The following is a 20,553-nucleotide window of genomic DNA, read 5'->3' on the forward strand; positions in this document are numbered from 1 at the left end:
CATCCAGCGGCGACTCCATGACAGCCATACCCGGAACCCCTGGGCCCGCCGATCTTACGAATGACCAGCTCAGACCCACATCAAGAAGGTAGGACTCCATGATCGAGAACTTGGTCCAACGCGCTCGGCTGCGCGAAGCTTCACGATCATGGCGCCGCAACACCGCCGATTCTTCCTTGACGGCCAGATTCCCTCCGTACGGCGGAACTCGGATCTGTGTTCCCTCCTCGCCGTCGAGCCGTTGGTATGGACATGGGGCGGGGTGAGCTCACTGATCCCGAGTGAGCTCAGTGGCCCGCCAACCAGCTCCGCGCAGGCTCGTGCCGGTCTCTCCGATGTGTGTACGCAGCGATCCGCGTAGCCGAGTGAGCCGTGGGCATCGTGAAGACTGCACGTCAGGTGGGCTGGTCTGCGCAGGTATCGGGCCGCTCAGCCAGGTCCGGGAGCGGTAGTCCAGCGGGAGGACCCTCGGCCATCAGCGAGCGAACTCCCGATTGGTCAGCACCAGCGGGGCCCGCACCAGCGCGGTTGCCCACCTCGGATTCATCGGCTGGTCACGCGCAGCCGCGTGGGACTGGTGTGCCGCCCATCGCTCCTGCCGAGGAGCGGGGCGGTCCGGCCGGGCGCCCTATCCGAGCTGGGCCTTGTCGTAGGCGGCCTTCGCCTCGTTGCCGAAGTACGGGCCGAACATCCGGTTGGGCAGGAAGACGTATCCGAAGGAGTTGACAGACACCTGAAGCCCGAGCCCGGTGGCTTCGTCGAAGTTGGTGAACCAGGGGCCTCCGCTGGATCCGCCGGTCATGTTGCAGCCCAGGCTGTGGTCGCGGGTGAAAAGGAAGTCGCGGCTGCTGTTGCCACTGCAGTAGATCAGCTTGCTGCCGTCGTAGGGCGTTGCCGCGGGGAAGCCGAAGGAGTACATGCGCTTGTTGTAGCCGCCGTTGAACTGGATTCCCTGGGCGCCGACGGCCTCGGTCAGGGTCCGCCCGTTCTGCGGGGCGACGACGGCGAAGCCCACGTCGTGGTTCATGTCCTCACTGGCCGCCCACTGGTCGGTGGCGGAGGTCTTGGTGGCGGTCCACTGTCCGTAGGGCGCGCTGCCGTCGTGGTAGGCGGGTACGAAGACCCAGTTGGTGTGCCAGGCCCCCTGGTACTTCACGCAGTGACCCGCGGTGATCACGGTGCTGCCGTTCTGGCTGGTGATGGAGTCACCGGAGCAGGAGGCCGTGCGGTCGCCCATGGTGAAGAACACCCGGCCGGAGGTCTTGACCACCGCCCCGCCGCCGGTCCAGGCGCCGCCGGACTGGGGGAAGGCGGTGGGGGCCGAAGCCGGTGCGCCGTCCGTGGCGCGGGTCGGGGGGATGGTGGTGGTACGGCCCGCTGCTGGTCGGGGTTTGACTGCTGTCGGGGCGCGGTTGAGGTCGAGCGGTCGGGCGGCGCGCATCCGATCGGCCGTCCAAAAGCCCTTGGTGTGGCCCGGGGTGGAGGTGTTGCGGGTGGCCGTGGTGTCCTCGGCGGCGCCTGCGGGGGTGGCGCCGAGGGCGCCCACCAGGAGGGTGCCGGCGGCGAGCAGGAGGGTGGTGGTCTTGCGGTGGCTTCTCACGCAGGACTCCTTCGGTCCGTGCCCGCGGCTGCCTGGAGCGCGGGCAGGGTGGGGGATGAAGAGAGAGCGGTGCGGATCGGCGTGCGGCTTTACGGGGTTCTCTGGCAGCGTGCCACGAAAAATGATGGCTCGTCAGATCTGTGGCGTGGAGAGCGGGATTCTGGCTGGATCAGGTGGTCAGCAGCACGCCGCCGTAGGAGGCTCCGGCCACCACCAGCCAGGCGCCGAGTCCCAGCACCGCCGCCCGACCCCCGGTTCGTGCGAGCGTGGGCAGGTGGACTGCGCTGCCGAGGGCGAAGAGGGCGGCAGCGAGGAGGAGTTCTCGGATCTGGCCGGTGTGTTGGAGGACCGTCCCGGGGACGTGGCCGGTGGCGCGCACGGCCGCCGTCAGCAGGAAGCCCAGGACGAACAGCGGGACCAGCGGAGGCCGGCGGTTGGTGGCGGGGGTCGCGGTGCGACGGGCCCGAACGGTCATGGCCACGGCGGCAACCAGGGGGGCGAGCAGTGCCACCCGCATCAGCTTCACCAGCACGGCATCGCCCAGGGCCGCTGGCCCGGCGGTCTGTGCGGTGGCGACCACCTGGCCCACGTCGTGGACACTGGCTCCGACCCATCGGCCGAATTCGGCGTCCGAAAGCCCCAGCGGCCCCTGGAGCAGGGGCAGCACCGCGATGGCGAGCGTCCCGCACAGGGTGACCAGGGCGATCGAGGCGGCGGTGTCCTCCTCTTTGCTGCCGTGGGCCTCGCTCACCGCGCCGATGGCCGAGGCCCCGCAGATGGAGTAGCCGGTGGCGATCAGGAGCGGTTGGTCCCCGGGGAGCGCGAGCCGGCGTCCCAGCCAGCAAGTCCCGGCGAAGGTGGCAGCCACCACGGCGAGCACCATGACGACGGTGGCCCAGCCGAGTTCGAGCACCTGGCCGAGGCCCAGATCGAGGCCGAGCAGGACGATGCCGACCCGCATCAGACGGCGTCCGGCGAGCGAGAGTCCCGGACGTCCGTTTCCTCGTACGAAGACGCGTAGTCGGGGCAGGTGGGCGCCGATGACTCCGAGGACCACGGCGGCGGTCAGCATCGGAACGTCGGCCGCGGCGCGGTGCACGCCCCAGGCCGCGGCGGTGCCCGCTGCGGCCAACGCCAGTCCAGGCCGGGCAGATGGTGTTCGAGGGGCGCCCGTCTTCGCCTGCCGGGCGGTGGCTCCCGGCCGGTGCAGTAGGGCCATCACTGGCCCGGCAGCGGGTAGACGCGCCGGACGCTGCTGCCCAGTCGGGCGATGTCCGCTCCGTAGACGTGGAGCGATATCGCCGTGCCGGCACCGGAGTTGCACACCCGGTGGATGTCGCCGGGCGGTGCGAAGCCGCACACGTCGCCGAGGGCGTTGGTCAGGTCCTCGGTGGCGACCAGGCGTGCGGGACCGCCGGCGGGGTCCGCCTCAAGCCGGTAGCGGCGTTCGCTCTCCTGGCCCTGGTGCACCCCCGTGACGCACCAGGACACGTGGTCGTGGATGGCGGTCTGCTGGCCGGGGAGCCAGACCAGGGCCACGACGGAGAAGCTGCCGTCCTCTTCGGCGTGCAGGAGGTGCTGGCGGTAGTGCGCGGGGTCCCCCTCGCGCTGTTCGGGCGTGAGCAGGTCGGCGGCGCCGAGGTGCAAGGCGAGGCGTTCGCCGATCAGGTGGACGGTGTGCTCGGGCGGCAGCCCGCGCGCGACGACCGCGGTGATGTGGGCGATCAGCCGCGTCATCCGGGGGGTCACCCGGATCGTGGGCCGGGAGGTGGTGGGGGCCGTCATGGGTGCAGCGTCGGGGCCGGCCGGCCCACACGTCCAACGAGAGTTCTGAGGGGACTCCCTCAGTTCCGCTTATAGGTGGTGGCCGCTCCGGTAGGCGGGCCGCTCCTGGTGGGGTCAGCAGCCGACGCGGCGGTCTGCGGCCCGTTTGAGTTCCGCGAGCACCAACGCGGTTGCGGGTATGCGCAGGTGGTCGCGGAAGGCGTAGGCCGAGACCTGTCGGCGGGCGGCGGGCTGGAGCGCTCGGCCGGTGACCCGGCCAGGCGCGAGGAAGGGCAGCACCAGCGCGGGCATGAGGGCCACGCCGAGTCCTTCGGCCACGAGGCTCTGCACCACGAGGAAGTCGTCGGTGGCGAAGGCGATGTCGGGTACGAAGCCGAGTTCGGCGCATGCGTGCAGCAGGTTGGCCCGGCAGCGCAGGCAGCCGGCGATCCAGCGCTCTTGTGCGAGGTCGGCCAGTTTGACCGCGCGTCTTCGGGCCAGCGCGTGGCCGGTGGGCAGCAGCACGGTCAGTTGGTCTTCCAACAGCGCGACCTCGGTGACCTCGTCCGGAACGTCTTCGTGGAGGCCGGGGTAGGTGAAGGCGAGGGTGATGTCGCATTCGCCGCGGGTGAGTCGGTGGAGCGATCCGGGCGGCTCGTCTTCGATGAGCTCGACACGGATGTCGGGGTGCACGGCGCTGAGTCCGGCGAGGGCTTCGGGGAGCAGGGTGGCGCTGGCGCTGGGGAAGGCGCAGACCCGTACGGTGCCGGCCCGCAGCCGGGTGTACGCCTGCATCTGGGCTTGGGCGGCGGTGAGGCTGTCGAGGATGACCTCGCAGTGGCGGGCGAGGGACCGCCCCGCCTCGGTCAGCCGCATCTGCCGGCCCACGCGGGTGAACAGCGGCGTGCCGACGGCCCGTTCGAGGGCCTTCATCTGCTGGGTGATCGCCGGCTGGGTGTAGCCGAGGGCTCGGGCGGCTGCCGAGTAGGACCCCGAGGTGACCACCTCGTGGAAGGTCCGGATGTGCCGAGAATCGAACACGCCGGAATCATAAGCGGACCTTGGGGTGGGTCACAGGCGCTTTCGCGCCCCGCGCCCCACCCCTTCAGGTCATCGCGGGAGTTCGGGTCAGCGAGGGGGGGTCAGCCGTCGTCTCCGACCCGGCTGCCCAGGACGAGGTCGACGGTGGCCTGCTTCCCGTCCCGGAGGTAGGTGATCTTCACCTGGTCGCCGGGCTTGTGGGTCCAGATCTCGCTGATGAGGGTCGGCCCGCTGTCGATGACGGTGTTGTCCAGCTTGGTGATCACGTCGCCGGGCCGCAGTCCGGCTTTGGCGGCCGGACCGGACGGTTCGATCGGTGCGCTGCCGCCCACGCCGTCGGAGCCGGAGATCTTGGCACCTTCACCCTTGTTGGCGAGGTCCACGAAGGCGCCGATCTTGGGGTAGACCGGTCGGCCGTCCTTGATGAGCTGCTCGGCCACGTTCTTTGCCTGGTTGATCGGGATGGCGAAGCCGAGGCCGATGGATCCGGCCTGGGAGGCTCCGAAGCCGCCGCTTCCCGCGGACTGGATCGCGGAGTTGATCCCGATCACCGCGCCACTGGAGTCGATCAGGGGGCCGCCGGAGTTGCCCGGGTTGATCGAGGCGTCGGTCTGGAGGGCACTCATGTAGGAGTTCTTGCCGTTGCCACTGCCGTCGCCGGAGGCGACGGGACGCTTCTTGGCACTGACGATGCCCGTGGTGACCGTGTTGGACAGGCCGAACGGCGCCCCGATGGCAATGGTGGAGTCGCCCACCGCGACCTTGTCGGAGTCGCCGAGCGGCAGCGGGGTCAGTCCGCTGGCGTTCTTGAGCTTGAGGACGGCCACGTCGTAGCCCTCGGCGCGGCCGATGACCTCGGCGTCGAAGCGGCGGCCGTCGGAGAAGGTGGCGGAGAGCTTGCCGCCGTTGGCCGCGGAGGCGACCACGTGGTTGTTGGTGAGGATGTGGCCCTGCTGGTCGTAGACGAAGCCGGTGCCGGTGCCGCCTTCGCCGTTGCCGCCTTCGGCGTTGATCGTGACCACGCTGGGCAGTGCCTTGGCCGCGAGGTCCGCGACTGATCCGGCTTCGCGCTTGAGGTCGCGCGGCGCGGTCGCGCTCACCGTGGTGGATCCGGTGCTGTCGTCCACGTTCTTGGCGGCCACGTAGCCGATTCCGCCGCCGACCCCGCCGGCCAGCAGCGCGGCGGCCAGGACAGCGGCCACGAACCCGCCGCGCCCCTTGGGCCTCGGCGCGGGAGGGGTGGGAACGGCCCAGGGGTCGTGCCAGCCGCCACCACCGGCGCCGTAGCCCGGCTGCACCGGCGGGGGCGGCGGCCAGGAGGCGTCCTGGGGGTGTTGCGCGGGAGGAGCCTGGGTGGGGTGTTCGCCGGGCTGGCCCTGCTGCGGGTGCGGCGGCGGGGCGTCCTGTGCGTACGGCGTACCCGTGGGCGGTCCCGGGGTGCCCGGCACCGGCGGCAGCGGCGCAGTGGCTTCGGCGGGCGCGGGCTGCGGCCCGGGAGTAGGTCCGGGAGCGGTGTTCTCAGGTGCGGGAGCGGCCACCGGCGCAGGGGGTGCGGAGGGGGCCGCGGGGGGCGTGGCTGCCGCGGTGCCCTCGTTCTCGGTGTTCAAAGCTCACTCCTCGTTCCCATGAGTACTCGTGTGTGCGGGGACGGTCTGGCAAAAGCTTTTCCCATGTCCCGTCAGAGCACTGTAAGCCGGACCTGTGTATCGGTGCGGCGCACGGCACCCCGGGTCGGTGGCACGATGACGCAGTGACCCAAGCACGACAGCATTCCCTTCACCCGGCCAGCAGGCCGATCCAGGTGGTGGCGCACCGCGGCGCGTCAGAGGACGCGCCCGAACACACGCTCGCCGCATACCGCAAGGCCATCGAGGACGGCGCGGACGCCCTCGAATGCGATGTCCGGTTGACTGCGGACGGTCATCTGGTCTGCGTGCACGACCGGCGGGTGAACCGCACGTCCAACGGCCGCGGGGCGGTCTCCGCCCTGGAGCTGGCCGAACTCGCGGCGCTGGACTTCGGCTCCTGGAAGGACTCGGCGGAGTCCCCCGACTCCGATTGGGATGGGGATCTGGGCGCTCTGGCGGGCCCGGTGGATCCGGAACGGTCGGTGCTGACCTTGGAGCGGCTGTTGGAGCTGGTCGCCGACGCGGGGCGGCCGGTTGAGCTGGCCATCGAGACCAAGCACCCCACTCGCTGGGCGGGCCAGGTGGAGGAGCGGCTGCTGCTCCTGTTGAAGCGGTTCGGGCTGGACGCGCCGGCGGCCCCCCAGGAGTCACCGGTGCGGATCATGAGCTTCTCGGCCCGGTCCCTGCACCGGGTACGGGCGGCGGCGCCGACGATCCCGACGGTGTATCTGATGCAGTTCGTCTCGCCACGGATATGGGACGGGCGGCTACCGGCGGGGGTGAGGATCGCGGGTCCGGGGATGCGGATCGTACGCAATCAGCCTGGTTTCATCAGACGGCTCCAGGAGGCCGGCAACGCGGTCCACGTGTGGACGGTGAACGAACCAGAGGATGTTCAGCTCTGCGCGGATCTGGGTGTAGAAGCGATCATCACTAATCGGCCACGCCAGGTTCTGACCCAACTTGGTCGCCCGTAGTGCACTTTGCCCTGTTTGCCGCTGTAACGGGGAGTGCCCCGGCGCATCCGCTCCGTATCTCTGGGTGACGAGTGCGTCACCACTGCGTCACAGGCCCCGATCGGGGCGGTTTCCGGTCCAGGCCAATGGGGCATCCAGACCATGGCGTGGGGCTAAGGAGGTTCCGGGGGTGGCGTTGGTGGTGGCACAGGAAGTGCCCACGTCGTCGAGCATGGCCGTACCCCATGGTCCTGCGGGCGTGGGCGAGGCGAGGCACCGGATGCGTGCGGAATTGCGCGTCAACGGGATGCCCGAAGCGATGGTCGACGATGCCGTACTGATCCTTTCCGAGCTGTTGAGCAATGCCTGCCGGCACGGCAGGCCCCTGGGAAGAGCCGAGCGGGGCGACGGCGACGTCCGCGCCGCCTGGCGGGTGGACCTCTCGGGGCGACTGACCGTCGAGGTGACGGACGGGGGTGGGCCCACCCGCCCGCTTCCGGCCACCCCCTCGGTGTCCGCGCGAGGCGGGCGCGGTCTGAACATCATCAGCGCGCTCGCCCAGGACTGGGGGGTCCGGGACGGGGCGGGCGGAGAGGTCACCGTCTGGGCCCTCATCACGGACGGGCATCGGGCCACCGATTTCGCTACGCGCGTTGCACCCGCCGCAACGCCGGTGCTCGATCTCTGCGGGGGCTACGAGGACCTGAGCCTTTAAGCCTCCGTCGGTCCGGCCCGGGCCCTCCCCCAAGGACGAGCGGCACCGCGGCCCGAGGAGACCGACCCGGGCGGCGCCCGGGTACTAGGCTCGCGCGGGTCAGCACCGCACGCCGCACAACGGGAGCACCCACCATGGCCAAGAAGCGCCCTCAGACCAAGGGCAAGCCGCACGCTCAGGCGCAGCGTACGAGTGGGGAGATCCCCGTCGTCGGTGCGCGGGAGCCGTGCCCGTGTGGTTCGGGCCGCCGGTACAAGGCCTGCCACGGACGGGAGGCGGCCCACGCCGTCACCGAGCTGGTGCAGCGCCCCTTCGAGGGCCTGCCGAACGAGTGCGACTGGGTCGCGCTGCGTGAACTGGTGCCGGCCGCGACGGTGGAGCTGCCGCTCAAGGGCGGACTGCCGCAGGGCGTGCCCTCGGTGACACTGGCGACGGTGCTGCCGATGGCCTGGCCGGCGCTGCGCCGCGACGACGGGTCGGTACTGCTCGGCCTGCAGAACGACACCTCCTCCGGTGACCTCAGCCGCGATCTCGCCGACACGTTGCGCCGGGCGTTGGCCGCCGAGCCCGGCACCGCGGTGGCCGCCGAGCGGGTGACCGGCGAGGGGCCCCGTCTCCAGGACCTGCTGGATGCTGACGGCGCGTTCGAACCGGTGGTGCACACCGGCTTCGAGTTCTGGATCGCGAACGACGATTCGGCTTCCACTCCGGAGATCGCCGCTTCCCTGGAGCGGGCCAACGCAGCCGCGATCGCGACGGTCAAGCTGTCCGGCGTCGAAGCCGCCTACTGGTGCGAGACCCCGGAGAAGAACCACCTGCGCTGGGTGATGCCGCACGCCGAGGAGAGGTTGCTGGACGCACTCGCCCGGCTGCATGCCGCGGGCGAGTCCTCACTGGGCGAGGGCACCCGTCTGGTGGGCTCTTTCCGGGCGCACGGGTTGATGGTCCCGGTCTGGGACCTGCCCACCTCGATGGCCGCGTCGGACATCGAGAAGCCTGCCGTGGAGTTCGCCGAACGACTGGCGCGCGCATTGGCCGCGCAGGAGCCGTTGACCGCCGAGGAGCGTCGGGCCCGAGGCGGCCTGACCAACCGTCAAGTGACACTCAGCTGATCATCGAGCTTCACACGAGCGGGAGTTGGGGGCCGTCGTTCGCCGTCGGACGACGGCCCCTTACGCACCGACCGGCCAGTTTGGTGACTCCTGTCACAACTCCGGCTATTGGCAGGGAAATCCCTGTCCAAATACCCGAGATCGAATTTGCGAACACGCGATCTCTTGTTACCGTTCTAGTAGCCCGGTCGCTGGTGCATCCCCCGTCGCCAGCGATCGGGCGTTTCCTTTCCCCTCGAAAGCTGGATAAAGATCGAGGCCAGCGCAGCGGAACTTCAACTTCCGCCCACAGTGGGTGCGTTGCTACCCGCCCGCAGCAATAGCGGACTCTCTTCTTCCGGTACGGCGAATTCCGCTACCGCCGTGTACTCGTCGGCCCCTCCCACCGAGGCTTCGTGCGGGGTCTGACAGACGCCCGGCTCGTCCCCGGCAGCCACCGCACAGTGGATCTGCACCGTCCTGCCCCGCGGCCCCATCAGGGTCAGCACCGCACGCAAGGCATCACCGGTGGCGTTGCGGTAGTACGTTCGCGCCCAGGTCTCCCCTCCACCGACGAGTACGCACGTCTGCGCCTCAACTCCTTCCGGCGAAGACAGCGCCGGACCGCAGCGCGCCGCGGTCCTCCCAGCGGGGTTCCCGCCCACGGACGGGGACCCGTCCTCGGGGCCGGTTCCGGCAAGACCCAACTCGCCCAGGAGCGTTCGCCGCTTCCCCGCAGGCTCGTCGGCGACCGAGGCAGCCGAACCCAGACCGTGGGACGGCACGGACGGCACCGACGTCGACGGAGCCTCCGGCGCGACACCCCCCAACGCGGCCGGAACCGCCGGCCGGACTCCGGGCGCGCCCGAAGAGGTCGGCGCGGACGGACCGGCCGAGGCCACCGCGAAGGGCAGCAGGACAGCGAGCAGCACGCCGGCGCCGATGCCGATCATGCGGAGGTTCATGGCGTGTTCCATCTGTCGATCCGCCGGCGGTCCGGAGAAAACACTGCGGTGCGCCGAAGATAGCGACGGGTCGCCTGCTCCGGCGGGCCGGTGCGCCCGATTCCCGTACATCTCCGCCCCGCTCGCACCCGTTCGAGTGAGCTCGCGCGGACGGCTTGGCCACGCCGGATACCTCGGGCGGCCTCAGTAGGCGAGGCGACTACCGCCGCCGGGGGCCCCGGTGCTGGCCTCGACGAGCGCATCCACCACCGCTTCCACATCGGGCAGCCAGGGGCGGGAGGATCCAGGCAGAGGAGCCCGCACCCAGCGGGCCGCGTTCGCGGCCGGAGCCGACGGCGGCAGCAGCAGGTAGCCGCCCTCGCCGTGGAACCTGAGGGAGGGCGGAACCCAGTCCTTGGCATAGAGGAGTTCGCCGAGCCGTTCGAGTGAATAGGGCGCGACGAGGAACGAACAGCGCGTGGCCGTGGTGATGACCGGGCCGAGGCGTACACCCACGGCGTCGAGATGAACCAGTGCGTGCGCTCCTGCGGCGGCCGGCAGGCTGACGGCGCAGGGGGCGGTCCCGCCGGTGGCCAGGATCAGGGGCGCGGTGGGGCGGTTGGTCCACCACCAGCGCACCATGCGGCCGTCGGTGGTGGCGGCGAGGAGACCCGGGTCGAAGGGGTGCGCCTGCGGGACCACGCAATCGGGGTCGGGGCAGCCACAGTCGTCTGCGGCCCCTGGAGCCGGCCCGACGCCCGGAACCACCGGCCACCGCCAGTTGGTCGCGCAGTTCAAGGCCGCGTCGAGGAGAACAGCGGGACCGCTGCGCCGGAACGCCTGCCGCGACCGTAGGCCGAAGCGGTCCAGGAGCCTGCGTCGCCTTCCGAGGATCTCGCGCATGAGCGCTCGTCCTTTCCGTTGAACGCCGGGGGCCACATCACACCATGTATGGGGTGCTTCACCACACGTGCATGTTTTTGCGCCACTGTCCGTTTAGTCCGACTTGGGATGGGTTCAAGCGGTTCGTACGGTGATCCATCAAACGCCAGGCGAAGTGGGCGCGTGAGCGGCGCCGGATAGCGGGGGCGACTCAACTGCCCCTGGCCACCACCGATTACGTACCCATCACGCACGATATGACGCTCTGCCCGGCAGCTTCAGTCGACCGCAAAAGAGGTCCACTCGGGGTATTTTTCAGCCAAGTTTCAGCCCCGATCCTATGGCGAGTTGCCGCCCCATGGACACCCCAGATTCCCACGGGGACAGTGCTGGACACACCCCACCTCGGCGTGTAGATGTGGAGCATTGATGGCGGCGCAGAATGATCTGGGGGTTTTGCGATGCTATTCAGCGAATCGCACCAGGCGGAAAGGCGGCAGCCATGAGCGCCCCGCACCCCCCGAAAGTGGCTGGAATCGACCCAGCAGCTCCTACACCCACGCACACTGTCGCGCCCGCGCACGTGGGGCAGCGCCCGACCACATCTCCCGCACCTGGCACGGTCATTCAAGACCGCCTGGCCGGCTGGGTCTCCGACCTGACCACACTGCACGAACTCACCGAGCGCCTCGCGCGGACCGGGCAACTCACCGAATCCCTGGACGAGGTGCTGCGCGCGGGGGCAGCTCTGGTGGGGGCCCGCCGCGGTCTGGTCGTGCTCGAACCCGCGGACGGGCTGGGCCCGGCCCACACCGTGGGGCTGGGACTGACCCGGGCCGACCTCGGCAGCATCGAAACGGTTCCGCGCGAGGCCACCGTCTACGGCCGCGTCCTCGCCGGACTCCCCGGAGCCGAGGGCGGCAGCGAACTGCTGCCCACAGCCGATCCGGACGCCGGTGAAGGCCGCTACGGGCCTCCCGTCGACCCGCGCCATCGCGAGGTCGCCTCACGCCTCGGCTACGCCGCCAGCTTCGCGCTGCCGCTGAACCCCAGCGCCGCCGGTCGGCTCGGAGTGGTCGTCTGGTTCTACGACGAAAGCGCCGAACCCACCGAGCGCCAGCGTCACCTGGTCGGTCTGTACTGCCAATACGCCGCCGAGCACCTGACCCAGGTCCTGGAAGTGGAGCGGGCCCGTTCACGGCTGACCGCCTTCGCCGAGGAACTGCTGCCCAGCAGACTGCCCCGCGTCGCCGGGGTCCAGCTCGCCGCCCGACACCGCACCAGCGCGAGGGGCGGCGGGGACTGGTACGACGCGCTGCCGCTGCCGGAAGGAGCGCTCGGCCTCGCCGTCGGCTCGGTCAGCGGCTCCGGGCCCAGCGCGGTCGCCGCCATGGGACGGCTGCGGGCCTCGCTACGCGCGTACGCCGTGATGGAGGGCGAGGACCCGGTCGCGGTCCTCTCCGACCTGGAGTTGCTGCTGCGGGTGACGGAACCCGCGCGCTCGGCCACCGCGCTCTTCGCCTTCTGTGAGCCTGCCTTGCGTAGGATCACCCTCGCCGGGGCCGGGCACACCCCGCCGTTGCTGATCGGGGCGGGGCGAACCGAGTTCGTGGAGACCTCGCTGTCCGCGCCGCTGGGGATGCTCTCCTGTTGGGAGGCGCCCTGCGTGGAGGTGGAGCCAGCACCGGGAGAAACGGTATTGCTGTACACCGATGGGCTCCTGCAACGCACCGGCGACGCCATGGACCGGGCCTTCGCACGCCTGCACGCCGCCGCTGCGAGCGTGCCGCGGTCCCATCGCGAGGACCCGGGCGCCATCGCCGACCACGTCCTCAAGAGCGTCCTCGCGGACGGGCTGGGTGAGGTGCCGGACGACGAGGACGTGGTCCTGTTGGCGGCGCGCTTCGAGTGAGGCGCCGCGGCGCACCGCGCACTCGGGCCTTGCGACTCTGGGGCCCCTTCCGTACGACCGTACGATGGGAGTGGTTCAGAGTCGTACCAGAAGGAGGCGGACCCGTGGCCGAAGAGCTCACCGAGCCGGAGACCCCGGAAGCGGACGAGACCATCGAGGCAGTCGAAGAGACGGCCGAGGGAACGGCGCCGGTCAAACAGCGCAAGAACGGTCTGTACCCGGGAGTGTCCGACGAGCTCGCCGAGTCCATGCGCAGTGGTTGGGCCGATACCGAACTGCGCGGACTGGAGCCGATCGCACAGGCCGCCCACACCGCGGACCGGCGGGCCGCGCTCTCCGCCCGCTTCCCCGGTGAACGCCTGGTGGTTCCATCGGGCCGCCTGAAGACCCGCTCGAACGACACCGAGTACCCCTTCCGGGCGTCGACGGAGTACGCCTACCTCACCGGCGACCAGACCGAGAACGGCGTCCTGGTCCTGGAGCCCACCGCCTCCGGACACACCGCGACGGTTTACCTGCTGCCGCGCTCCGACCGGGAGAACGGCGAGTTCTGGCTGTCCGGCCAGGGCGAGCTGTGGGTCGGCCGGCGCCATTCGCTCGCCGAAGCCGAGCAACTGCTGGGCGTCCCCGCCCGGGACGTGCGGCGGCTCGCCGAGGAACTGGCGGAGGCGACCGGCCCGGTGCGGGTGGTGCGTGGCCACGACACGGTGATCGAGGCCGCGCTGACGGACAAGGTCACCAAGGAGCGCGACGAGGAGTTGCGCGTCTACCTCTCCGAAGCCCGCGCGGTGAAGGACGCCTTCGAGGTCGGCGAGCTCCAGAAGGCCGTGGACTCCACCGTCCGCGGCTTCGAGGACGTCGTGAAGGTGCTCGACAAGGCGCAGGCCACCTCCGAGCGCTACATCGAGGGCACGTTCTTCCTTCGCGCCCGAGTCGAGGGCAACGACGTCGGCTACGGCTCGATCTGCGCCGCCGGCGCCCACGCCTGCACCCTGCACTGGGTCCGCAACGACGGCGCGGTCCGCTCCGGCGACCTGCTGCTGCTGGACGCCGGCGTGGAAACCCACTCCCTCTACACCGCGGACGTCACCCGCACCCTGCCGATCAACGGCACCTACAGCGAGATCCAGCGCAAGATCTACGACGCGGTGTACGAGTCCCAGGAGGCCGGCATCGCCGCGGTGAAGCCGGGCGCCAAGTTCCGCGACTTCCACGACGCCTCACAGCGCGTCCTGGCCGAGAAGCTGGTGGAGTGGGGACTGCTCCAGGGGCCCGTCGAGCGCGTTCTGGAACTGGGGCTACAGCGCCGCTGGACGCTCCACGGGACGGGCCACATGCTGGGCATGGACGTCCACGACTGCGCCGCGGCGCGCACCGAGGCGTACGTCGACGGCACTTTGGAGCCGGGCGTGTGCCTGACGGTGGAGCCGGGCCTGTACTTCCAGGCCGACGATCTGACGGTGCCCGAGGAGTACCGCGGCATCGGCGTCCGGATCGAGGACGACATCCTGGTCACCGAGGACGGCAACCGGAACCTGTCAGCTGCCCTGCCGAGGCGTTCTGACGAGGTCGAGGCGTGGATGGCTCAGCTGAAGGGCTGAGTCCACGCGGAGACGCCGACGGGCGGGCGCCTCAGGAAGGTGCCCGCCCGTCGGTGTCCTCATGTATGGGCAGCCACGCATTCGCGGGCGGCGAGCGTGGCCATGACCTCCGCGTAGAGGCGTTCGCCTCGGTCGTCGGTCAGGTCCAGTCGGGCCAGCACCGCGGGCACGGCGACCGATGACATCACGTGCTGCATCAGAACCACGAGGCGGTGCGGCAGGTCGCGGTAGTCCGACATGATCGACGAGGTCATCTGCACGCCGGCGAAGGTGCCGACGACCAGGTCCGCGACGTCCTCGATCACCACATGGGGCAGCAGCTCACCCTCTTCCCTGGCCTGGTTGAGCACCCGGGTGGTGAAGTCGTGCCAGCCGCGGAACGGCTGCCGCTGGTCGACCGGTCCGGGCATGGGGCTCATCGCCAGCCGGACGCTGCCGCGCACCAGCGGGTCGTGAGTGATGAGCGCTCCGTGCAGGAAACCGACGTCCGCGATCTTCTGGAGCGCGATGGTTCGGTCCGGCACGAGTTCCGTCACCGGCAGCTGGGCATCCAGGATCGCCAGGGCGACCGCGTCCTTCGACTCGAAGTGGAAGTAGAAGGCCCCCTTCGTCACCCCCGCCTGTCCGAGGATGTCGTTGATGGTCGCCGCCTGGAAACCCTTCTTGTCGAAGACGAGCGCTGCCGCCTCAAGGATCGTGAGGCGGGTCCGCACCCCCCGGTCCTGCTTCGCCACTGCGCCTCCTGGTACGGGTCTTGTTCATGTAGCCGTTTCGCTTAGACCATTGAAAACAAACCGGCAGGTACGTATGTTATCAACTGTTCGGCCCAGAAGAGTAGAGCACGGGTATAGGGGGACTAGTGAACAGCCCAGCGGAGGTCCGCAGCATCCACACGTCCGGCGCGCAGGGTTCCACCTGCGAGGAGCCCGGACTGAACCACACGCTGCGGGAACTGACCCACCGCGCGACCGACGTGGACGTCATACCGACCGGCTGGCGGCGGACCGGGGCGGACCGCTTCCTCGTCAGCGCCCACTGGTCGCGCAACCACCCCTTCTTCACCCCGGTCGCGGGCGGACTCCACGATCCGCTCCTCGTGGCCGAGACCTTGCGCCAATCCGGAATCCTGGTCGCACACGCCGCCTACGACGTGCCGGTCGGGTACCACTTCCTGATCGAGAGCATCGACTACGCAGCCAATCCGCTCATGCTCGGCGCGCGCGGCTCGGGCGACGTACAGGTGGAGGTGGAACTGTCAGAGATCGTGCTGCGGGGGGGCGCGCTGAAGAAGGCCCGCACCGACGTGGTCATCAAGCGGGAGCGCCGCATCGTCGCGGTCGCCACCGCGCACTGGTCGGTCACCGCCCCCAGGGTGTACGAGCGGCTGCGCGCCGAGCGGATCGCGGCCCCGCTCCCCGACCTGGTGGCCCTGCCCGCGCCGGCTCCCGCTGCGCTCACGGGCCGACGGAGCGCCAAGGACGTCGTGATCTCCCCCCTTCCCGAGGACGGGCGCTGGCTGCTGCGGGTGGACACCAGCCACCCGACGCTCTTCCAGCGCCGCAATGACCACGTGCCCGGCATGCTGCTCCTGGAGGCCGCCCGCCAGGCCTCGGCCAGCCTCACCCAGCCGTCGCCGTTCGTCCCCACCACGATGCGCAGCTCCTTCCGCCGCTACGTGGAGTTCGACGAGCCGTGCTACGTCTCGGCCCGCCTGGTCGAGCAGGAGCTCCCGCAGCTGACATCGGTGGAGGTGATCGCCCGGCAGGCAGGCGAGGAGGTCTTCAGCGCGGTGTTGTCCTCCGTCAGGCCGTGTTGAGCCCAGGGCGCAGGACGACCGAAGGGCTGGAAGGCAACCCATCCTCAGGCCTAGCTGAAGATCTCTAGAGAGTTATAAAACCGCACAGTTGGTTTCATGTTGTTGAAGCGCTCCCGGGCCGAGAACTCGGCGCCCCTCCCGGGAGCAGAACAGCCCTCGAATGCGGACTGCCTCCGAGCCGGCCACCCATCACGTTCGCACCGTGGGGCGCCCACAGGAAGCCCGCGCCCTCCGCACGGACGGTTCCGGCACGGAACATCGACACCAGCCCCCGACCAGAGCCATCCCTCACCCACCTCTGATGCGTATCGCACCCCGATACGTGGCGCGCCCGACCAGAGCGGCCCCAAGGGGCCCTGCGCCGACCAAGGCCCCCGGCCCCGCCCGAGGAGAGCCGCCGGGACGGCTGCGAGGCCTCGCCTCTGACGGCTGAAATCATTCATGATGACTCTTCGGTCCGCTTTTTCTGGTCAACCAAAACGCCCGGAAGAGCCGTTCAGGCCATACCAGACCCAGGTGGCTCTTTCCGCAAGGCGGCCCTCAGTGCGGCGCCGGCGCCGAACGCCAAGGACCGCCCGGGCCCCCACTCCACCCGACCAACCCCGAGCAGTTCACCGCACCCCCGCCCGGCTGGCACCAGAACCAGGAAACTGACCAGCGCATCCTTGCCATCAGGCGCCCGCGGGAATCCTCAGGGCCGCCAGTCACGAGCACCACCCCCACCCCCCGAGGGGGAGTCCGCGATACGAGCGGGGCGTGGCTGACGCGGGGCGACCACCCCGCCCTCACCCACCCGTGGGTGGCTCACTCTGCGCCTTCAGTACGCGCTGTCCGGCAACACCGGGAAGAGAAACAAACGAACTCGTCGGTTTGTTATCATGATGGGTTGAATCGGTCGAGACCTCACCACCGCCTGACTCCAGCTGAGGCAACAGGAGCGCCCAGAAATCGGCCAGCATCCCGCGGTCCAGCCAGAGACGTTCCCGCCGGGAGAGCGTCTCTATCCCCATCGACACAGCCGTCAGGAACCCCGCCACCACCTCGGGGTCGAGATGCCCGCCAAGCTCGCCGGCCCGATGCGCACGGGTGAGCAGCCGGCGCAGCGTGGAGGACCACAGCGGCCAGGGGTCGAGGACCGAATCGGGCGCCCCCGGACCATCGGCCACGGCCAAACCAGCCCGCGCCACCTGGCTGTTGGTCAGCGTGCCGGCCAGCTCGCAGGTAGCCCCGACCAATGCGTTCAGCCCTCCCGGATCACACCGGAGCAGCCCCCTGAGCACCTCGGAGAAGGCGGCTAGGGCCTCTTGCTGAACCGCCTGGGCCAAGTCCTCCTTGGAGGAGAAGTGGAAGTAGAGCGCGCCTTTGGTGACTGCTGCCCGAGTGCTGATCTCGGCGAGGTTCGCGCCGTGGAAACCGTCACGCTCGAAGGCGAGCGCCGCCGCTTCGATGATCGCGCGACGGGTTCGCTCGCCCCTCTGCTGCCTCTGCATCACTCCTCCTCAGGCTCAGGAAGAGAGAATATTAAACCGACTGCCTGGTTTGCAATCTCTCTCGAATGTCGACTTGAAGCGGCCCACGGGCACAACGGAGGGCTGTTCACAGCCCTGCAAGAAGCCCCCGGCAAGGCGACCGCGCACCGTGCCCCCGCCTCGGCACCCCACCCGGAACCGACCTCCGCGCCGCACCCCGCCACCGTCCACTCGCCCCGGAAGCGACCGTCCGTTCCGCACCACCTGCGGTACGGAACGGACGTTTTGGACCTGCTGTAGGGAGGAGCTAAGCCCAATGCGATGATGAGCCCGCCATGCCCAAGCCCCCCGCGACACCCGTCGCACGCGCCGGAGCCGCCCTGCGGCTGCTGAGGGCCGCGGTGTTCGCCGCGGTCTGTGTCGTGCTGTCCGCGTCGGGACATGTACTGGCCTCCCGCTCCACCGTGCCCTGGTGGATCCTCGGGGCGGGGTTCCTCGCCGTCTTCGGTTGGGCCGCCGCCCTCGCCGGCCGCCGGCGCTCCCTGCCCGCCATCGCCGCCACCCTGGCCGGCGGACAGCTCGCGCTGCACGGCCTGTTCGGCTTCGGTCAACACGCCGCCGAAGTCCGCTCCGCCAATGCCTCGCTCTCCGCGTTCGCGGCCAGCCTGGTCTGCGGTGGCCCTGCCACGCTCTCACCGACGGCGGCTTGGCGGCTCATCGACGATGCCGGGATCAATCCGGCCGTCGCCACCGGCAGCGGCCACCTGGCCAGCGGCCCGCCAACCTCGATGGTGGAAGTCACGGGCCTGCTCTCGCTGCCCATGCTGCTCGCCCACCTGTTGACCGCACTCCTCGTCGGTCTGCTCCTCAGCCGGGGCGAATCCGCACTCTTCCGCCTCCTGCACCTGTCCGCGCACGGTGCCGGTGAGCTCGCGCACACCGCCGCAGTGGGAGAACTGCGCACCGCCTTCGCCCTGCTGCGGGCGCTGCACACCGGACTTCCGACCGGCTCCCGGCCGGGCCCGGTCCGCACCGGCTCCGCACCGGCCGCGACGCTCCCCACCGGGACAGCCGAACTCCAGCACATCGTGATCAGGCGCGGTCCGCCCGGCGGACTCGCCCTCGCTGCCTGACGCGGCCCGCCCCTCCCGGGGTCTGGTGCCGCGACGTCCGCGCGCACCCGCGCGCGGACCGAAACGATCACCTGCCCCGTGGAGTGTTCCCACCATGAAGACCTTGCGTCTGTCGACCCTCACCGCCCTCACCGCCGGCTCGGTGCTGTTGTTCTCCGGCACCGCCTTCGCGCACGTGTCCGTGCAGCCCGGCCAGGCCGAGAAGGGCGGCTACGCGACCATCAGCTTCAAGGTCCCCAACGAGCGGGACCAGGCCTCCACCAACAAGCTGGAAGTCAATTTCCCCACCGACCACCCGTTGGCCTCGGTCATGCCCCAGGAGGTCCCCGGCTGGACGGCCACAGTCACCAAGACCAAGCTGGCCAAGCCGCTGACCCTGCACGGCAAGCAGATCACCGAGGCCGTCAGCAAGGTCACCTGGACCGGCGGCACCATCAAGCCCGGCTTCTTCCAGCAGTTCCCGGTCTCCGTGGGCCAGCTCCCCGAGGACGCGGACCAGATGGTCTTCAAGGCCCTCCAGACCTACGACAACAACGAGGTCGTACGTTGGATCGAGGAGGCCGAGGAAGGCGCCGAGGAGCCGCAGCACCCGGCACCTGTGCTGACCCTGACAGCGGCGACCGGTGGGGGGCACCACGGTGGTCCCGCCGACGAGAAGGACACCAAGGCCGAGGCGGAGGGCGAACACGACACCCACGCCGCCGACGCCAGTGACACCACGGCCCGCACCCTGGGCATCCTCGGCATCCTGGCCGGGGCCGCTGGCGTCGCCTTCGGGCTGCTCGCGCGCCGCCGCAGTTCCTGACCGCCGCAGCGCACTCCCACACACCAGACTTTTTGGACATCCTTCATGCGCACTACCCGTGTGACGGCCGTTGCCCTCGCGGCGACGGCCGCCCTCACCCTGACCGCCTGCGGGAGCAGTTCGGCGCCGGAGAAGACCGGCCTGGAAATGACCGCCCCGACCCAGAGGCGGGCCTCGACGGTCCTCGACCGTCCCTTCCCCAAGCCCGATCTGGTGCTCACCGACACCACCGGCAAAGCCTTCGACCTGCGTGAGCGGACGGCCGGCAAACCCACGCTCATCTACTTCGGATACACCCACTGCCCAGACGTGTGCCCACTGACCATGGGGAACATCGCCGTGGCCAGGGCCGCACTGTCCGAGGCCGAGCGCAACGAACTCCAGGTCGTCTTCATCACCACCGACCCCGAGCGGGACACGCCGCAGTCCCTCGGTTCCTGGCTCAAGGTCCAGGATCCGGCCTTCATCGGTCTCACCGGCGACTTCAAGACCATCCAGGCCGGCGCCCGGGCCCTCGGTATCGCGATCGAGCCGCCGAAGAAGGAGAAGGACGGCAGCATCGTGTCCATGCACGGCGCCCAAGTCATCGCGTTCTCCCCCAAGTCCGACGAGGGGTACGTCGTCTACGGCGAACAAGCCACTCCCGAGGACTACACCGAAGACCTTCCGAAGATCATCAAGGGGGAGAACCCGTGAACCGCCGCACCACCCTCACCGCCGCACTCGCGCTGACCGCAACGCTCGTCATATCGGGATGCGGGTCCTCGGACCCCGCCGACGACGGCACGCCTCAGCTCACCGCCGAGGGCGCCTTCATGCCCGAGCCGATCGACGACAAGATGGCCGGCGGCTTCCTCGTGATCAAGAACAGCACCGGCACCGCCGATTCCCTCACCTCGGTGACCAGCCCGCTCTCCGACGACGTGCAGATCCACGAGACCAAGAACCAGAAGATGCGGCACGTCCAGAGCCTGGACGTGCCGGCGAACGGTGAGCTGAAGCTCCAGCGCGGGGGCGACCACCTGATGTTCATGGGACTGAAGGAGAAGCCGAAGATCGGCGACAAGGTGTCCGTGGAACTCCACTTCGCCAAGGGCGACCCGATCAAGGTCGAACTCCCCGTCACCGACCGCACGCACAACCCGCAGAACCAGCAGAGCCAGCACCACTGACGACTGACGATCCGAAGAGGGACT

Annotated in this window: 19 protein-coding genes; 10 read left to right on the forward strand and 9 right to left on the reverse strand. The window is 69.9% G+C overall.

Annotation, left to right across the window (positions count from 1 at the left end; translation table 11 throughout):
- Positions 1–628 precede the first annotated feature (628 nt).
- The 5 genes from ACFYMC_RS25465 to ACFYMC_RS25485 all read right to left on the reverse strand — a co-directional run bounded on the left by ACFYMC_RS25465 (position 629) and on the right by ACFYMC_RS25485 (position 6,012).
- On the reverse strand, positions 629–1,600 hold the full coding sequence (locus tag ACFYMC_RS25465; protein ID WP_388529224.1) for a trypsin-like serine peptidase: 972 nt from the start codon (positions 1,598–1,600) through the stop codon (positions 629–631).
- A gap of 169 nt (positions 1,601–1,769) precedes the next feature.
- Complete coding sequence (locus tag ACFYMC_RS25470) at positions 1,770–2,819, reverse strand: YeiH family protein (protein WP_388529226.1); 1,050 nt, start codon at positions 2,817–2,819, stop codon at positions 1,770–1,772.
- Positions 2,819–3,385 carry a cysteine dioxygenase gene (locus tag ACFYMC_RS25475; RefSeq protein ID WP_388529228.1) on the reverse strand — a complete coding sequence of 189 codons (567 nt, stop codon included), beginning with the start codon at positions 3,383–3,385 and terminating at the stop codon, positions 2,819–2,821. Before ACFYMC_RS25475 ends, ACFYMC_RS25470 begins: the two co-directional genes overlap by 1 nt.
- Before the next feature lie 114 nt (positions 3,386–3,499).
- Entirely contained in the window at positions 3,500–4,405 is a 906-nt protein-coding gene (locus ACFYMC_RS25480; protein ID WP_388529229.1) for a LysR substrate-binding domain-containing protein, read from the reverse strand.
- A gap of 101 nt (positions 4,406–4,506) precedes the next feature.
- Complete coding sequence (locus ACFYMC_RS25485; protein ID WP_388529231.1) at positions 4,507–6,012, reverse strand: S1C family serine protease; 1,506 nt, start codon at positions 6,010–6,012, stop codon at positions 4,507–4,509.
- Between the two features lie 143 nt (positions 6,013–6,155).
- Between ACFYMC_RS25485 and ACFYMC_RS25490 the strand changes: the two genes are divergently transcribed.
- The 3 genes from ACFYMC_RS25490 to ACFYMC_RS25500 all read left to right on the forward strand — a co-directional run bounded on the left by ACFYMC_RS25490 (position 6,156) and on the right by ACFYMC_RS25500 (position 8,816).
- Positions 6,156–7,010, forward strand: a complete 855-nt coding sequence (locus tag ACFYMC_RS25490) for a glycerophosphodiester phosphodiesterase (protein WP_388529233.1) — start codon at positions 6,156–6,158, stop codon at positions 7,008–7,010.
- 82 nt (positions 7,011–7,092) lie between these two features.
- The gene (locus ACFYMC_RS25495) at positions 7,093–7,704 is read left to right on the forward strand and encodes an ATP-binding protein (RefSeq protein WP_388529294.1); all 612 of its coding nucleotides are present in this window, start codon (positions 7,093–7,095) and stop codon (positions 7,702–7,704) included.
- Between the two features lie 134 nt (positions 7,705–7,838).
- Positions 7,839–8,816: a DUF5926 family protein gene (locus ACFYMC_RS25500; RefSeq protein WP_388529235.1), complete on the forward strand. Its 978-nt coding sequence runs from the start codon at positions 7,839–7,841 to the stop codon at positions 8,814–8,816.
- A 275-nt stretch (positions 8,817–9,091) separates the two neighbouring features.
- Here the strand turns inward: ACFYMC_RS25500 and ACFYMC_RS25505 are convergent, their stop codons facing one another.
- Together ACFYMC_RS25505 and ACFYMC_RS25510 are read right to left on the reverse strand one after the other, a co-directional pair.
- Positions 9,092–9,760, reverse strand: coding sequence for a hypothetical protein (locus tag ACFYMC_RS25505; RefSeq protein ID WP_388529237.1), 669 nt, complete (start codon positions 9,758–9,760; stop codon positions 9,092–9,094).
- Between the two features lie 183 nt (positions 9,761–9,943).
- Positions 9,944–10,642 (reverse strand): bifunctional DNA primase/polymerase, encoded by a 699-nt coding sequence (locus ACFYMC_RS25510; RefSeq protein WP_388529239.1) that lies wholly within the window; start codon positions 10,640–10,642, stop codon positions 9,944–9,946.
- Between the two features lie 562 nt (positions 10,643–11,204).
- Here ACFYMC_RS25510 and ACFYMC_RS25515 point away from each other — a divergent pair.
- The gene (locus ACFYMC_RS25515) at positions 11,205–12,533 is read left to right on the forward strand and encodes a PP2C family protein-serine/threonine phosphatase (protein ID WP_388529241.1); all 1,329 of its coding nucleotides are present in this window, start codon (positions 11,205–11,207) and stop codon (positions 12,531–12,533) included.
- A gap of 104 nt (positions 12,534–12,637) precedes the next feature.
- Positions 12,638–14,134: an aminopeptidase P family protein gene (locus tag ACFYMC_RS25520; protein ID WP_388529243.1), complete on the forward strand. Its 1,497-nt coding sequence runs from the start codon at positions 12,638–12,640 to the stop codon at positions 14,132–14,134.
- Between the two features lie 59 nt (positions 14,135–14,193).
- Here the strand turns inward: ACFYMC_RS25520 and ACFYMC_RS25525 are convergent, their stop codons facing one another.
- Positions 14,194–14,868, reverse strand: coding sequence for a ScbR family autoregulator-binding transcription factor (locus ACFYMC_RS25525; RefSeq protein WP_388529245.1), 675 nt, complete (start codon positions 14,866–14,868; stop codon positions 14,194–14,196).
- Positions 14,869–14,993: 125 nt separating this feature from the next.
- Between ACFYMC_RS25525 and ACFYMC_RS25530 the strand changes: the two genes are divergently transcribed.
- Positions 14,994–15,950 (forward strand): ScbA/BarX family gamma-butyrolactone biosynthesis protein, encoded by a 957-nt coding sequence (locus tag ACFYMC_RS25530; RefSeq protein ID WP_388529247.1) that lies wholly within the window; start codon positions 14,994–14,996, stop codon positions 15,948–15,950.
- 785 nt (positions 15,951–16,735) lie between these two features.
- On the opposite strand, the gene ACFYMC_RS25535 is transcribed toward ACFYMC_RS25530, so the two are convergent.
- The gene (locus tag ACFYMC_RS25535; RefSeq protein WP_388529248.1) at positions 16,736–17,440 is read right to left on the reverse strand and encodes a ScbR family autoregulator-binding transcription factor; all 705 of its coding nucleotides are present in this window, start codon (positions 17,438–17,440) and stop codon (positions 16,736–16,738) included.
- Positions 17,441–17,754: 314 nt separating this feature from the next.
- Here ACFYMC_RS25535 and ACFYMC_RS25540 point away from each other — a divergent pair, with 314 nt between their 5' ends.
- From ACFYMC_RS25540 to ACFYMC_RS25555, 4 genes are all read left to right on the forward strand, one after another.
- Positions 17,755–18,552 (forward strand): hypothetical protein, encoded by a 798-nt coding sequence (locus ACFYMC_RS25540; RefSeq protein ID WP_388529250.1) that lies wholly within the window; start codon positions 17,755–17,757, stop codon positions 18,550–18,552.
- Positions 18,553–18,646: 94 nt separating this feature from the next.
- Entirely contained in the window at positions 18,647–19,357 is a 711-nt protein-coding gene (locus tag ACFYMC_RS25545; protein ID WP_388529252.1) for a YcnI family protein, read from the forward strand.
- A gap of 45 nt (positions 19,358–19,402) precedes the next feature.
- Complete coding sequence (locus ACFYMC_RS25550) at positions 19,403–20,053, forward strand: SCO family protein (RefSeq protein WP_388529254.1); 651 nt, start codon at positions 19,403–19,405, stop codon at positions 20,051–20,053.
- Entirely contained in the window at positions 20,050–20,529 is a 480-nt protein-coding gene (locus ACFYMC_RS25555) for a copper chaperone PCu(A)C (protein WP_388529256.1), read from the forward strand. The genes ACFYMC_RS25550 and ACFYMC_RS25555 overlap by 4 nt, the downstream gene beginning before the upstream one ends.
- Positions 20,530–20,553: the final 24 nt, after the last annotated feature.

Source organism: Streptomyces sp. NPDC006879, assembly GCF_042869595.1.
Taxonomy (GTDB): Bacteria; Actinomycetota; Actinomycetes; order Streptomycetales; family Streptomycetaceae; genus Streptomyces.

Coding starts and splice junctions, on each gene's coding strand:
- ACFYMC_RS25470 (WP_388529226.1), bottom strand. CDS start 2,819: ATGGCCCTACTGCACCGGCCGGGAGCCACCGCCCGGCAGGCGAAGACG.
- ACFYMC_RS25475 (WP_388529228.1), bottom strand. CDS start 3,385: ATGACGGCCCCCACCACCTCCCGGCCCACGATCCGGGTGACCCCCCGG.
- ACFYMC_RS25500 (WP_388529235.1), top strand. CDS start 7,839: ATGGCCAAGAAGCGCCCTCAGACCAAGGGCAAGCCGCACGCTCAGGCG.
- ACFYMC_RS25505 (WP_388529237.1), bottom strand. CDS start 9,760: ATGAACCTCCGCATGATCGGCATCGGCGCCGGCGTGCTGCTCGCTGTC.
- ACFYMC_RS25510 (WP_388529239.1), bottom strand. CDS start 10,642: ATGCGCGAGATCCTCGGAAGGCGACGCAGGCTCCTGGACCGCTTCGGC.
- ACFYMC_RS25535 (WP_388529248.1), bottom strand. CDS start 17,440: ATGCAGAGGCAGCAGAGGGGCGAGCGAACCCGTCGCGCGATCATCGAA.
- ACFYMC_RS25540 (WP_388529250.1), top strand. CDS start 17,755: ATGCCCAAGCCCCCCGCGACACCCGTCGCACGCGCCGGAGCCGCCCTG.
- ACFYMC_RS25545 (WP_388529252.1), top strand. CDS start 18,647: ATGAAGACCTTGCGTCTGTCGACCCTCACCGCCCTCACCGCCGGCTCG.
- ACFYMC_RS25550 (WP_388529254.1), top strand. CDS start 19,403: ATGCGCACTACCCGTGTGACGGCCGTTGCCCTCGCGGCGACGGCCGCC.